Raw genomic sequence first — 13,755 nt, 5'->3', positions numbered from 1 at the left:
AAGATGACGGAGCAACTGAAAGCAATGGGGTTCAAGGATTTGTTCCGGGAGAGAAGGCTGGGTCAGAGTGGGTTATAAAAACGGAAAGTCAGGCCGATGAAGGAGAAGAGACCCGACCCTGCTTCATCGATATCTGAAGGCAGCGAGATCCCAAGTGGATTAATAATGAGGAAGAGGGAGACGGCAGCCAGGAATACTACCAGATGAAGAATTTTCATAGAATAAAAATTCTAAGGTTCAAAAGAATATAAATCTTTTTTTGTCGGATTCGGATCAGGAATCCGGCCCTCCATTATTTGGCTGATCAACGGTATCCTTGCGGGGGTTTACCCCGAGAGAAAGTCACAGACCTGCGGCTCCATCCTCTCAAGGTCGATGATCACCGCCTGACCGGGGGTGGGATTGATGTTCATCTGCTTCTGAAATGCGGTCTGGCCCTGCCAGGCCCCTGCATTCACCGACAGGACTCCCCTGTACCGCGATATTCCGGTGATATGGACATGCCCGGTATGAAGAATCTCAGGGACGGGATCGATGATCAGCCGATCCTGTTCGGTCGCGAGGACCGGGGTCCTCCTCCCATATGATGGGGCGAGATGCCGCCTCTTCAGCATCGCCTCCATCAGCTCTGAAGGGGCCTCATACCGTGCACCGGGGATGAGGCTGATGAGATCATCGATGCTCCGGCCATGGTACATCAGAACCCGGACTCCATGAATACTGACGGCAGAAGGATTTTCGACAAATGTACAGTTCGGGGTGAATGCGGATCGGAACTCGACAGGTATGGCCGGCTGTGGCTCTGCCCCCCTCACCACATCATGGTTTCCGGGGGCGAGGACGATCCTGAGACGGGAAGGAAGTGTGGCGAGCATCTCCCCGAGCCGGTCATACTGCTCATAGATATTTGGTATTGTCAGCTCCTTCTCCTGACCAGGATAGATCCCGATACCATCGACGAGATCACCAGCGACAAGGAGGTATGAAATGTCATCCTCCGCAGAGATCCAGTCACAGAACCTCTCCCATGGCTCCTCAAGGAAGGTGTCTGAGCCGATATGAATATCCGAGATGAAGACCGCTTTCCCGGACTGGTGAGGGGTATAGGGAGCATGCTGAATCGGGATATCGGGCATGAGGAGCTGATCCGCATAGAAGAGCCCTGCATCAGGGGAGAGTTTTCCCCGGACCCCGATCACCTCGTCAGGAACAATCCGTTCCGCATCAGCGAAGCCTTCACGGCTATTATTGAAGAGGACGGGGATGATACCGGTCGGATCTTCAAGCTCTACAATGCGATGGCCTTTTGCTGTCGTCTTCACATCAAGAACGATACCGATGATCGTCACATCGCTGTCACGGAACCGCGATGAGCGTATCAGCGCCTCAACCGGGATTGAACCTGTCCGCTTCCGGATGAGAGAGCCAAGGGTATCATACCGGTTCCGGAAGAGGCTGGCGTAATCTTCTATCTGCCGGACCGGGCCGGCCGATCCCTCCATCCCCTCGATAACCTCAAGGATCGGATCGGCGGTGAACCGCATGCCGTCACGCCGCTGGGTGAGGGAGGGGATATGGGAGGGGAGAACGACTGGGCAATCAGCGGAGAGGGATTGAAGAATTGCCTGAATGAGTGATGAGTCCCCTTTCTCCTGTATGTAGGAGACGACCGTCGGATCAACGAGATGACCGGCCTCACAGAACCGGGCGACGATCTCCTGGTCTCTCAACATGGTAAATAGATTGGATCTCTGATCCAATTATACCTATGATTGTGGAAGAGAGATGGGATCAGCCATCCTTCCTGCGGATGATCCCAAGGCAGTATCCGTCAAGCGCATTCAGATAGACCTTTCTGGCTGATCTGATGGTTTTTTCATCATCTGAGAAGAAATCTTCCGCCACATAGGAGAGGAGGGAGACGAGGTACTCAAGCGAGTCATACTTCGTCTTCAGATCCTTGAAGCAGAGGAGACCTTCGGCCCTGTTCCCGGAGAGGAGGAATTGCGAGGCATCAAAGAGGCCGAGGAGATACTCCGGCATCCCCCTGACAATGGCGAGTTTTCTGAATCTGAAGTAGGTATCCTTCTTTCCCGAGAGGAATGAAAGTTTGATCCCGTAATATGCGGGTTCGAGTGCCTTTGGATGCTGCTGCATCATCTGGAGGACGGTTGCGGCTGCGCCCTGCCCATTATGGTTCTGGAGATGAAAAGAGAAGAGCTCCCGGAGGAAGTAGAGATCGTCGCTATATACCTCTGCAGCAATCTTGAGAATCTCATCCCTCTTCTGGATACTACCCTCTTTCTTTGCCTTCTCAAGTGCAATCCTGAAGAACCAGCGGTGGCTCGGGAGCCAGTTGTGAGCCTGGTGGATCATAAACCAGAAGATCTGGTTGACCCATTCGGCATCCTCACCCCTGAGGAACGAGTGATCGCCGATCTTTGGCTGGATTCGTGAGAGTTCAAGGAGGAGCTGGCGGGATCGGAGCTCCATATCACCCGGCCGGGGGCCATTGTACGCATCCGGGTTGGTCCGTTTATCCTCCTCAATCAGCCGATAGTAGCAGTATGCAACCAGGACGCCGATGACGGCATCCTTCAGTGCGTACTTCTCAAGGAGGGAGAGGGCTTCCCTGATCTGATTGCTCCGTAACTTGTTAATGCCAAGGAAGGTCTCGATCGTTCTCCTTCCGGTCTTCTTCCTCCGGAAACGGAGGGCCTGCTGGATGACCTTCTCAAAATATGCCGGATCGGTTGCTCTCTTACTTTTTCTCAGGATCTGGTAGGTGATATCATCAAAGAGCCGATCATGATCCTCATCCCTGATTTGTGGAAATCTGGACTCGATGGTTGAGAAGATCTGGGCATAAAAGACTGGAATGTTGGAGTCGATCTTCTCGATATTTTCAGAGATATATTGAAAATACTCTTTTTTTATCGATTCGAGCCGTCCGGAGATGACTGCTCCGGTTGCACCAGTATCACCAGAGTCACTCATATAGCATGTAAAATTGGGGTGAGGGAACTATAAATTCATTCGTATTTCTTCTTCATCATAGTGACTGAAGGAAAATTCCCATCCTCCGGATCGCTTCCTCCAGATCCATGCGTGATGCGGCATAAGCACACCTGACATGACCGACTCCTGAGGCTCCAAAGGCGCGGCCTGGAACGACCGCCACCTGCTGCTCGAGGAGGAGGCGTTCGGCAAACTCCTCATCCGTGAGTCCTGTTCCCTGAACTGACGGGAATGCATAGAATGCACCTTTTGGGAGATGACACGGCAGGCCGATCCTGTTGAGACCTGCGACGAAGAGGTTTCTGCGCATCCGGAACTCCGCAACCATCCGGTCTTTTGCATCCTCGGCTCCCCGCAAAGCCTCAATTGCAGCATACTGCGCCATCGTCGGGGTACTGAGCATAACATACTGGTGAATCTTCAGTGCCGCAGCCGCAATATCTGATGGTGCACAGAGATACCCGACACGCCAGCCGGTCATGGAGTACGCCTTTGAGAAGCCGTTCAGGGTGATCGTCCTCTCCCTGAGCGGCTCAATCGAGGCCGGTGAGACATGGCGGCCCTCATAGGTGAGTTCGGAGTAGATCTCATCTGAGAGGAGGAGGAGATCATGATCAACGATGATATCGGAGATTGCCCTGAGATCATCCCTCCCCATCACCCCGCCGGAGGGATTGTTTGGATAGTTGATCATCAGGAGCTTCGTCTTCTTCGTCACCTTCTCAAGGAGCGCATCCGGCGTCACCCGGAACTCATCCTCTGCCGGGCAGGGCAGGGGAACAGGGGTACCACCGGCAAGCATGACACAGGGGGCATAGGAGACATAACAGGGATCTGCAACGAGCACCTCGTCGCCGGGATCAACGACTGCCCGGACCGCAAGATCGAGGCCTTCCGAGACGCCGGTTGTGATAATGATCTCATCATCCGGATCATATTTGGTATGATACTGCCGGGTGAGATATGCTGAGACGAGTTCGCGGAGATCCTGAAGACCCTTGTTTGAGGTGTATGATGTTACCCCCTTCTCAATGGAATCGATTCCGGCGACGGCGACGTTCCATGGGGTATTAAAGTCGGGCTCCCCAACGCCAAGGGAGATGACGTCATCCATCGTGAGAAGGAGATCAAAGAATTTTCTGATACCTGAGGGGGGGATCCCATCAGCCCGTTGTGAGATGTACTTTCTCCTGGGAGTCCCTTCGCAGATATCAGAAACTGTACGGGAGACGTTCGACCCCTTCGCTTCTCTGTAATTCACAGCCATGCTCCTTGTAGGTCTTCATTACGATATGCGTTACCGTCTCCTTGATATTCTCAAGCGAGGCGATCTGGCCTGATACGAACTCGGCGATCTCTTGCATCGTCCTGCCGGTGACGATCACCTGGAAGTCGTACGTGCCGGTGACAAGGCGGAGGGATTTAACCTCAGGGAATCGTGCGATTCGATCGGCGACGCGATCATAGCCATATTCACGCTCAGGACTGACCTTCAGCTCGACCAGCGCAACAACCCCTTCATCGCCGGCCCTCTTCCAATCGATGATGGCGGTGTACTTCCTGAGTATTCCGGATTTTTCAAGAGCAATAATCCGTGTCTGAACCTCTGAGGGGGAGAGGCCAAGCATTGTCCCAAGATCCCCTGCTCCGATACGTGAATCGGATTCAAGGACACGTAGGATCTCCCTGTCTTTCTCATCCATAGTCTTCACCTAAAGAGTTTACCGGCCTGTTCTTCATTATATCGGGAGATACGATGTTCGACCAGGCGCTGATCATTCATGATCACATCCCATATCCGATCGGTTGCCGCATCGAATGAGATCTCCTTGGTCCTTCCGTACCGTCCTTTTGATACAACACGGGTAGATATGACACCAAGCATATTTAATTCACTGATGAGGTCGGTGACACGGCGGTGGGTAAGGGTCTCAAGGGAGAGTTCCCGTGTAATCTCACGGTAAAGACGCATCACCTCACCGCTGGTGAAGATCTTCTGGTTAATGCGGTGAAGAAGGAGCATCGCGTACAGGACGACCTTGCTCTGGGTCGGGAGGGTTGAGATGCATTCAACCATGCTGTCCGTCTCGATCTTATCCTGTGCCTGCCGGACATGCCGATCCATGACGCGATCCTCATTCGCCCTGTCGGCCAGCTCTCCTGAGACCCTGAAGAGATCGAGTGCCCGGCGTGCGTCCCCGTGTTCCTGGGCTGCGAGTGCCGCACAGAGCGGGATAACACTCTCATCAAGAACCCCGTCGACGAAGGCGACATCGGATCGCTGCTTTAAGATATCGATGAGCTGGGGAGCATTGTATGGAGGGAAGACGATCTCTTCCTCAGAGAGGGAGGAGAGGACACGGGGATCAAGAAAGTCGGTAAACCTGAGATCATTTGAGATGCCGATGATACAGACCTTGGAGCGTTCGAGATCCGAGTTGATCCTGGTGAGGTTGTATAGAGTCTCATCCCCGCTCTTCTTGACCAGTTTGTCGATCTCATCGAGGATGATGACGAGGACCCCCCCCGTGTTTTCGAGGATATTCTTCAGTTCCGCATAGACCTGATCGGTGGGCCATCCTGTCATCGGGATATGTGTCTTGGCACGATCGGAGGCGAGGTGATCGGTGTCGGTGATCAGTTTTGCTATCTGTGCCAGGACCCTGTACTGGGTGTCGATCACCTCGCAGTTTATGTGAACAACCCTGCAGGATGTATCCATCTGGCCACTTGCATTTTCAAGTTCTGATCCGACGTACCGGGCGCATGCCGTCTTTCCGGTCCCGGTCTTGCCGTATATCAGAATATTTGAGGGAGTTTCGTTCTGGAGGGAGGGTGCAAGAATCGCGGCTATAGAGTCGATCTGGGGACGACGGTGAGGAAGTATCGATGGCCGGTAACTATGTCTGAGTACCTCCCTGTTCTTGAATATCTTGTTTTTCCCGAGGTACTTTTTGAAAAGGCCAAGCGATTGTCCATCTTTTTCAGTCGTTGAATCCCCTCCGTCTGATTGTCCGGGTACCGGACTGGTGATCATAAGACGATCTCCGCACTATTAAACCCCACTATTTCCACTGGAGGTACACTATTCAACAATCTATCGAAAACATATGACCCCTTCATTTCCATTGGAACTTCACTCTCCGGATGCGAGGTAGCAGGTTCGTTCTTTTAAGGTAAAATATGACCGCAGGGAGGAAAGTTGCATGACTTCCGTTGGAGATTCTTCCATCATCCAGAGCAGGGGATGGTGATGGTTCTTTTTAGATTGGGGAGGTGAAAAACGGTGGTTCTGGTGAAAGTGGTTTTTGTGCCGGAGCCGGTGGACCCCTACCCCTTTGTTTCGAATGGAGAATTTCAGGGGAGAGAGACCAGATGGAAGGGGATGATATGATGAAAATGTGATATGATGAAAATGATATGCTATAGTCATTTGTAATTTTGATAGTATAGTATAAATATGTATCTTTTTGGTTTCAGATTCCGGCGGATCAGTCATACGAGCTGATCAACGACAAGGGTAGATCAATAACATGAACGAATCAACGACACAAGTAGATCATCAATAAGAATAGATCGACAACATAAAAACCACCAATAAATGCGTAGTAACATAATTTAATTAAAATAATTTATCTAATTTCATTTTAAAATATTTTTAAAAATAAATAAATTTTTGTTTCATAAATTTTCGCTATACACCTTTATGTCTCGCTTCTATCCGTATCTTTTTAATCTCCAGTGGAAACAAAGGGGTCTCCCGGATCCTGGTGGAAATACCTGCTCATCGTCCCCCTTTTCATGTTTCTTCATCTGGTAGTACCGTCACATCCTTCCAGTGGAGTTTTTTCTTCTCCCTCTTCCCCTCGAAATGTCTGTACACTCTTCTGATGCCCGGATCTGTCGGACATCTACATCTCCCGCTCCAGGAATTTTTGTACCCCTTTATTTCCACTGGAGATCAGACAATCCCCGGGCCACATCCGGATTGACTCCAGGTAGTTGGTGGTCCCCTCCCTTATGCAGAAGATGAGATATGGTGAGACGATCAACAACCTCGTATGAGCAAGGAACATCGGCGCAAGGTTGAGGTGCGGCCCGCGATCATCACCGTCTCAACTACAAGGACGGAAGCTGAGGATCTTTCGGGAGAGACGATCAAAACACTGCTCAATGAAGCAGGTCTCTCCCCTGTCTTTTATCGGATTGTTCCCGATCAGGACGAGGCGATCCAACAAACGCTCTTCGAGGCAATGAGTGAGGGAAACTGTATCATCATCAACGGGGGAACCGGTCTCACCCCCGACGATCGAACGATCGAGGCAGTCCGACCCCTCCTTGATAAGGAGATGGATGGGTTTGGAGAGATTTTTCGTCAGTACAGCACGCGGGAGGTCGGGACCGCCGTTATCCTCTCACGTGCAACTGCCGGTCTGATCTCAGGGTGCGCCGTCTTCTGCATCCCCGGTTCAACGAAGGCGGTCCGGCTCGCGGTCTCCGAGATCATTCTTCCGGAGATAGGCCATATCCTCTCCCATGCCCAAAAAAAGTGAGAGCTCCACCCGGAGCCCCCTTCTCTCCTCTTATTTCAGAATTTCAAGGAGTGCCGTTCGCTCAATGACCAGCTCATCGATCCGGTCCCTTCCGGCAACTCCAAGCTCTTCATCGGTAATTCCATAGAGCTCTTTGAGAAGGGGGATCCTCTCCTCCGGGACCTCCTCCTCCTCCTGAATAAAGGTCATAATCCCGGAGAGCTTCTTCCAGGCATCGTCCGATCCGGGGACGATCCCAACCCATGCGATCATCTCTCCTTCAATCAGGCCAAAGGTCATCCCGATTCCGGTCTGGCGCTGGCCGGAGACATAGAGGAGAATCTCCATCTCAAGGCTCCTTGCGGTCATCGCCCCTTCCTCCTCTGCACGGAGACCATATCGAACCGCACTCTCCGCATGCCTGTATCCTGCCATCTTCGCCGCATTCATGCAGATGATCCGAAGACCAAGCGACTCTCCAATCTCCCGGATCGCGTCCAGCATCCCGGGAACCGACTCAACCCTGAGCCGTGCCATTCTGATTTGAAAATTCTTACTCATGATTCATCCCCGCACTCCCAGAAATCGAGGCTCGACTGCTTTGCTTTCCCCTTCTGCTGAAGGAGTCCGGAAACTCCTCTCTTCGTCTCCATCACATTCTCTCCTGTATTCTTCTCTCCTCTTTCGGATCGTCCGGATATCTGATCCAGAATGGACTCAGCGGTCTTCCGCCCGATGATCGGGGCGATCCGATCGATTCCTGCCATGCCAACGGCTTCCGGTGTGGTGTATCCGCTGTTGAAGAGCTGGCGTGCCCTGACACGACCTATTCCCCGGAGCCTGATGAGCGGAAGGAGCTCCTCCTTTACCCCGTTCTTCACCCGCACTTCAAGATCAGCGACATCCTGCAGGAGACCGGGGATCTCCCTCCGGCAGATCTCGCGGGTCGCATGAACCAACCAGAGGATCCCCTCAACGAGTCCGTGGATGTCGCCGGGTCCGATCCCAAACCGCTCCGTGATCATCTCGATTGGAACCTCATTGATCCAGTTCTCAAGGACGAGCGCGTTCTTGATGGCGCAGGCGATCTCTTCATATCCAAGCCATGGAAGGACGTCCTCAGGCCTGCCGATGAGGAACTCCTCCTCCCGCTCCTCGGCCACCGTCTCTATCAGTTCCGCATCACCGGATCGGAGGTAGAGCCGGAACATATCCGGGGTGGCCGAGAGGAGATGGAGGAGCCCGAAGGGGGTGACCGGTACATCGCCTTGCTTTTCATATCCCCGAAGCTGATCTGCGATCATCATCGCTGACCGCGGATCAAGGTAGAGCCGGGAGGTGAGCTCTCCAAACTGTGTCGCTTCCAGTCTGGATCCGAGATCCACGATCATCTCCATCTCTTCGAGATCCCGGATAACCCGGGTGATCAGCCGGTCCAGATACTGGAGATTCTTATGCCTGGTGGCATAGAAGCTTCCCCTGAAGAAACCGGTAATGGCCTTTGTCTCCTCTGCCTCCCTGGTTGCGACAAGGGCAAGGATACGGGAGAGGAGCGTGGATCGCTTTGCGCACTGCGAATCGATCTCCTCGGCCCGTGCATGGATGAACTCCTCAAAGAGCTTCTTTTTTGATCGCGCATCCTTCCCGATGAGGATCGCCTCACCATACGGATCAAGTCCGGGCCTCCCGGCGCGGCCGGCCATCTGCCTGTACTCACGTACAGGGATTGGGACCATTCCCTCACCTGCCTGGAATCTATGAACATCACGGATGATGACACGCCGCGCAGGGAGGTTCAGCCCGGCGGCAAGTGTCGGTGTTGAGGCGATCACCCGGATTGCATTTCCCCGGAACCCCTCCTCAACAAGCCTTCTGACATCACGGGAGAGACCGGCATGGTGAAACGCTGCTCCATGCCTGATACAGAGGGCGAGTGTCCTGCCAACCTGGCTGTCGTCGCTCTCCTCGACGGCATCTGCGATCCTTGTCAGTTCAGGTTCATCAAGCCGGAGCGCAGCTGCGATCCGTTTCGCCGTCCCTTCAGCATTTCTTCGCGATGAGACGAAGACGAGGGCCTGGCCCCCCTCATCGACAGTATCAAGGCAGAGGCTCGTATCCGCGTCCTTCTTCGGGGACGGAACCTCCCTCTCACCATCTCCAAAGGAGATCTTCCCGTTATAGTAGACTCCTTCCCTGAGACTGACAGGCCGCCATGCCGAATCAATAAGCCCCGCATCGAGCCACCCCGCAAGTTCTTTTGGGTTGCCGATCGTGGCCGAGAGGCCTATCACCTGGAGGGCCGGGTTTCTGTTCCGCATCGTTGTGATGACCATCTCAAGGGTCGCCCCGCGGCTCTCATCCCCGATGAGATGAACCTCGTCAAGGACGATCAGGCTGATCGCGTCAATCCATCCCGCACGGTTCCTGAGGAGAGAATCGACCTTCTCTGAGGTCGCCACGATGATATCGGATCTCCCGAGCCTCTCGTCCTTGCGGTCGAAGTCCCCGGTCGCGATCCCGACCCTGACCCCTTTCCCCGAAAAGTCCTCGTACTTCTCGCTCGCCAGTGCTTTGAGAGGGACGACATAGAGGCATTTGCCACCTTTTCCAATCTGATGATGCATCGCCATCTCAGCAACAAGGGTCTTCCCGCTTGCAGTCGGGATGGTGATCAGGAGGTTTCTCCCTGAAAAAAGGCCCTCCCTGATGCAGGCAACCTGGGGAGGATAGAGGGAGGTGATCCCGGCTGCCCTGTACCGTTCCCTGAGGGGTTCCGGGATTGGAAGATGATCGAGATCCCCCTCCCAAACCCCTTCATTTCCACTGGAGAGCTCTTCTTTCACTGGGAATCACATCGATAATTATATGAACCAATTTATTATTGGATTTGATAAATTTTGTATAATTTATTTAATTCAACTCATACGTTCTTACAATGAGTATCCTATTATCACCTATGTACTGTGCCTCTCTCGTTGAAAATATCATCCATGGTCTGGTCTCTCTCCGGGCTGTGATACCGCTGTGGTACCCCACCCGGTCCCCCACACCATCCGGCATCCTCATAAAAAAGTGGATAATTGGAGCCATCCCTTCCGATGGACTTTCTTGTCTGGATCGACGCTCTCCACTGGCGTATTGATACCTGCTTCGTAGGTGCTTAGTAATAGGAGCTGATGAGATCCTGCTTCGCCTCTTTCTTTCTCCGGTCAAGGAATGAGAAGACATTACCATGCTCTGCCCCCTCGACGAGCATCTCGACTGCCTTTCGTGCCGTGAGGACGGGCTCAGGGAGTCCGATGATCCCGACGGTCTTCCCGTAGATCGAGATGGTGGTATCGGTCATATTCTCGATCTGGGTTCGTGCCTTTCCGTCACGGCCGATGATCCGGCCACGTATCCTGTTCATCTTCTGAGGTGTATCGGCTACATGCGAGAGATCGAGGAGATCCAGGATGATGTCATCATCGTCAAAGAGGCGGAATGCCCGCTCCGGTGAAAAGCCGCGACCGAGAGCACGGATCACCTCGGTTGCACGCAACACTCCGATGGCATCCTCCCCCTCAATGGTCACCAGACCTTCCTGGCTGTCGATACTGATCGTTGCCTGCCCCTTCTCCTCGATGGATCTTCGCGTCTCCCCGCCTTTTCCTATGATGACACCGATCCGATCGGTGGCCACCTTCAGTTCCTGTATCGTCATAACCCTTATCCTCTATAATTTATGGGGTGAAGAAGTCTTCACCAACGATCCCTCTGAGGATCTCATGTTCGTCGAGTGTCTCGCACCAGCTCCCAAAATACCTGTTGGTATTCTGGATATCACGGAAGAGGAACCGGTGTGCCGAGGGGTGATCCGGTGTCACCGCCTGCCCCATATCGATGAGCCAGAGTCTTCCCCCTCCATGAAGAATATTATACTCGGAGAGGTCGCCATGGACGAGCCTGGCCTTCTGGTACAGGTCGGTGATGAGACCGAGGACTTCCCTGTATCCAGCCTCCGGATCATCGACCGGGTTGAGACGGAGCTGGGGATAGGGTACTCCATCCTCACCGATGAAGTCCATGATCAGGATGTTGCGATCAAAGGCGATCGGCTCCGGGACAGGAAGGCCCGCATCAAGGGCGCGTTTCAGATTTGAGAACTCCTTCTTTGTCCAGGCAAAGATGATATTCTTCTTATTCCTCCTGATGCTGGCAAATCGTGGATCTCCGAGGATATAATCGCTCATGACATTAAAATTCCCGGTCCGGATTCGGTAGATCTTAATGACGCAGTCGAGATCCTCTCCCCGTTTGGCAAAGAAGACATTCGCCTCTTTTCCCGTGGATATCGATCCCCCGACGGCATTGATCACCTTCCGGTTGGCAAGTTTATAGAGGGCGAGGAGGGTGACCTCGTCGAAGACCTCGTCCCTGACCTTCCGCTGGTCGGTATCACGGATCCGGATACCCATCCGGGATAATTCCCGATCGAGTTCCTCGACCCGGCTGTCGGTTTTTTTCGTCTCTTCTCCCCTTCGCCCCATCTTTGCCTCTCAGCCTTGCTGGTCCCTTCCTTCAGGCTCTTCTGTAACTCTGGATCATCTCGTATGCAGGTGCGAGCACCTCGGTGAGGCCATCTGCACAGGCATTCTTTGCATCCATCGGGTGAACTTCACCGGCGATATATGCGGCTTCGAAGGCCTCCATTGAGAGGAACTCCCGGTCCCCTCCGTACTTCTCCGGCCTCTTCACCACAACCTCCCCGAGGCGCGGGAAGATATGATGGCGGAAGATCTCCATGACCGGATTTCCCTCTGTCTCAGGCGGGCAGAAGGCCTTCTTGATCTTCTTTCGTATCTCCTCCTCTGAATCTGCCACAGATACGACGTTTCCTGCCGATGAGGACATCTTCTTTCCATCAAGTCCGTTGACGATCGGGGTGTGGACGCAGGCGGGTGGCCGTCTCCCGATTGCACCGAGGTGCTCCCGGGCGAGCATATGGATCTTCCGCTGGTCGATACCGCCGACTGCCGCATCGACATTCAGGGCGGCGATGTCAACCATCTGCATGATCGGATAGACCATCTGGGAGACGGTCGGTGCCTCCATTGCCCGGCCGACCTCGTCCATGCTTCTCTTCGCCCGGTTGAGTGTCACCTGCTGGGAGAGCTCAAGGACCTGGAGCTGGTATTGCGGGTTCAGCTGGATATCTGTTCCAAGGACAAATTCTGCTCCCTTCAGTCCCACAGCCTCGATACATGCTTTATTATACTCAGCCAGCTCCCGGACCTCATCCAGCGTTCCTTTCCTGTTGAGGAAGGCGTGGAGATCCGCAAGAAGGACAACAACATGAAAGCCTGCCTCCTTCATATCGATGAGCTTGTTGATGGTGACGAGGTGGCCCAGATGGATCTCCCCTGACGGTTCATATCCGGTATATACCCGCTTGACCGGTTGATCGAGGGTTCTCCGCAGCTCCTCTTCCGTAACGATTTCAACGGTGTTACGTGCCACGAGATCGAATGGATCCATACAGTATTATTCACGCTCTGAGGCGTTTAAGGTGTGGGGTTCTTCTTTCCGAATCCGGCGTCCTCCCTCCCCATGATGCCACCAGCGAGCACAACTTCAAACCCCTCCCCTCCATCCTCTATAGGAACACGTATTCCTCTCCCCCTGTCTTTCCGATATTGATCTTTTCCCCTCGCTCTGCGCGTCTATTCCCAAAGCTCCATGAGGAGACCGGAATACGGTCAGAAGGTGGGGTTTGGATGGTGTGGCACCAGCTCCAATCACGAAAAACAAGAATAATTACCGAACCTTTATCAGTGCGAATAGCCTTCTATGTAGAGTCGCAGGGGGCAGGAGGGCGCCGCGACGGGGCACTGCTCCGCGTTAAAGCGCCCGAATCGGCCGGAATCCGGAGCATATCCGGGATTTCGGCATCCTGCCTCCGACCGGGCGCAGCAGCCTCTCTGGGGGGTCTGCGCCACCGGGTCCCGGTGCTGTATATGCCGGGGCTCGTCAGGGTGGTGGGTGAGATCTGATGTTTCTGTCCTCCGGGGCAGAAACTTATATATCCTCACACCGCTAACATGTATAATCTGCGCAGGAGATGCACCAGCGTCTCCGGATGCAGAACGCAGGGGTTAAATACTCGCCCTGCGTATAGAATAAACCCGAGATATTCTCAGTGGAGAACCGATGCGACCCGGCTGTG

13 protein-coding genes are annotated in these 13,755 nt (G+C 53.6%); 2 read left to right on the top strand and 11 right to left on the bottom strand.

Going from position 1 to position 13,755, the window contains the following annotated elements:
* Positions 1 to 62 precede the first annotated feature (62 nt).
* From J2T58_RS10555 to J2T58_RS10530, 6 genes are all read right to left on the bottom strand, one after another.
* Positions 63 to 218 (bottom strand): hypothetical protein, encoded by a 156-nt coding sequence (locus tag J2T58_RS10555; protein WP_253489792.1) that lies wholly within the window; start codon positions 216 to 218, stop codon positions 63 to 65.
* 108 nt (positions 219 to 326) lie between these two features.
* Positions 327 to 1,733 carry a DNA-directed DNA polymerase II small subunit gene (locus J2T58_RS10550; RefSeq protein WP_253489789.1) on the bottom strand — a complete coding sequence of 469 codons (1,407 nt, stop codon included), beginning with the start codon at positions 1,731 to 1,733 and terminating at the stop codon, positions 327 to 329.
* Between the two features lie 58 nt (positions 1,734 to 1,791).
* Positions 1,792 to 2,997 carry a tetratricopeptide repeat protein gene (locus tag J2T58_RS10545; RefSeq protein ID WP_253489786.1) on the bottom strand — a complete coding sequence of 402 codons (1,206 nt, stop codon included), beginning with the start codon at positions 2,995 to 2,997 and terminating at the stop codon, positions 1,792 to 1,794.
* Between the two features lie 55 nt (positions 2,998 to 3,052).
* Complete coding sequence (locus tag J2T58_RS10540; protein ID WP_253489783.1) at positions 3,053 to 4,285, bottom strand: aminotransferase class I/II-fold pyridoxal phosphate-dependent enzyme; 1,233 nt, start codon at positions 4,283 to 4,285, stop codon at positions 3,053 to 3,055.
* Positions 4,230 to 4,721 carry an Lrp/AsnC family transcriptional regulator gene (locus tag J2T58_RS10535; RefSeq protein WP_253489778.1) on the bottom strand — a complete coding sequence of 164 codons (492 nt, stop codon included), beginning with the start codon at positions 4,719 to 4,721 and terminating at the stop codon, positions 4,230 to 4,232. The genes J2T58_RS10540 and J2T58_RS10535 overlap by 56 nt, the downstream gene beginning before the upstream one ends.
* A 5-nt stretch (positions 4,722 to 4,726) precedes the next feature.
* Positions 4,727 to 6,055, bottom strand: a complete 1,329-nt coding sequence (locus tag J2T58_RS10530) for an ORC1-type DNA replication protein (protein ID WP_253489775.1) — start codon at positions 6,053 to 6,055, stop codon at positions 4,727 to 4,729.
* Positions 6,056 to 7,079: 1,024 nt separating this feature from the next.
* Between J2T58_RS10530 and J2T58_RS10525 the strand changes: the two genes are divergently transcribed.
* Positions 7,080 to 7,571 (top strand): MogA/MoaB family molybdenum cofactor biosynthesis protein, encoded by a 492-nt coding sequence (locus J2T58_RS10525; RefSeq protein WP_253489773.1) that lies wholly within the window; start codon positions 7,080 to 7,082, stop codon positions 7,569 to 7,571.
* Between the two features lie 30 nt (positions 7,572 to 7,601).
* Here J2T58_RS10525 and cgi121 read toward each other — a convergent pair whose 3' ends face one another.
* The 5 genes from cgi121 to J2T58_RS10500 all read right to left on the bottom strand — a co-directional run bounded on the left by cgi121 (position 7,602) and on the right by J2T58_RS10500 (position 13,067).
* Positions 7,602 to 8,111, bottom strand: coding sequence for a KEOPS complex subunit Cgi121 (cgi121, locus tag J2T58_RS10520; protein WP_253489770.1), 510 nt, complete (start codon positions 8,109 to 8,111; stop codon positions 7,602 to 7,604).
* On the bottom strand, positions 8,108 to 10,393 hold the full coding sequence (locus J2T58_RS10515; RefSeq protein WP_253489767.1) for an ATP-dependent DNA helicase: 2,286 nt from the start codon (positions 10,391 to 10,393) through the stop codon (positions 8,108 to 8,110). The genes cgi121 and J2T58_RS10515 overlap by 4 nt, the downstream gene beginning before the upstream one ends.
* A 317-nt stretch (positions 10,394 to 10,710) precedes the next feature.
* The gene (locus tag J2T58_RS10510; protein ID WP_253489765.1) at positions 10,711 to 11,253 is read right to left on the bottom strand and encodes a KH domain-containing protein; all 543 of its coding nucleotides are present in this window, start codon (positions 11,251 to 11,253) and stop codon (positions 10,711 to 10,713) included.
* Between the two features lie 19 nt (positions 11,254 to 11,272).
* Positions 11,273 to 12,079 (bottom strand): serine protein kinase RIO, encoded by an 807-nt coding sequence (locus tag J2T58_RS10505; RefSeq protein WP_253489762.1) that lies wholly within the window; start codon positions 12,077 to 12,079, stop codon positions 11,273 to 11,275.
* Between the two features lie 31 nt (positions 12,080 to 12,110).
* On the bottom strand, positions 12,111 to 13,067 hold the full coding sequence (locus J2T58_RS10500) for a tyrosine--tRNA ligase (RefSeq protein ID WP_253489759.1): 957 nt from the start codon (positions 13,065 to 13,067) through the stop codon (positions 12,111 to 12,113).
* 296 nt (positions 13,068 to 13,363) lie between these two features.
* Here J2T58_RS10500 and J2T58_RS10495 point away from each other — a divergent pair, with 296 nt between their 5' ends.
* Complete coding sequence (locus J2T58_RS10495; RefSeq protein WP_253489756.1) at positions 13,364 to 13,582, top strand: hypothetical protein; 219 nt, start codon at positions 13,364 to 13,366, stop codon at positions 13,580 to 13,582.
* Positions 13,583 to 13,755 lie beyond the last annotated feature (173 nt).

The sequence above is a fragment of the Methanocalculus alkaliphilus genome, assembly GCF_024170505.1.
GTDB classification, from domain to species: Archaea; Halobacteriota; Methanomicrobia; order Methanomicrobiales; family Methanocorpusculaceae; genus Methanocalculus; species Methanocalculus alkaliphilus.
This window is presented reverse-complemented; position numbering and strand designations above follow the sequence as displayed.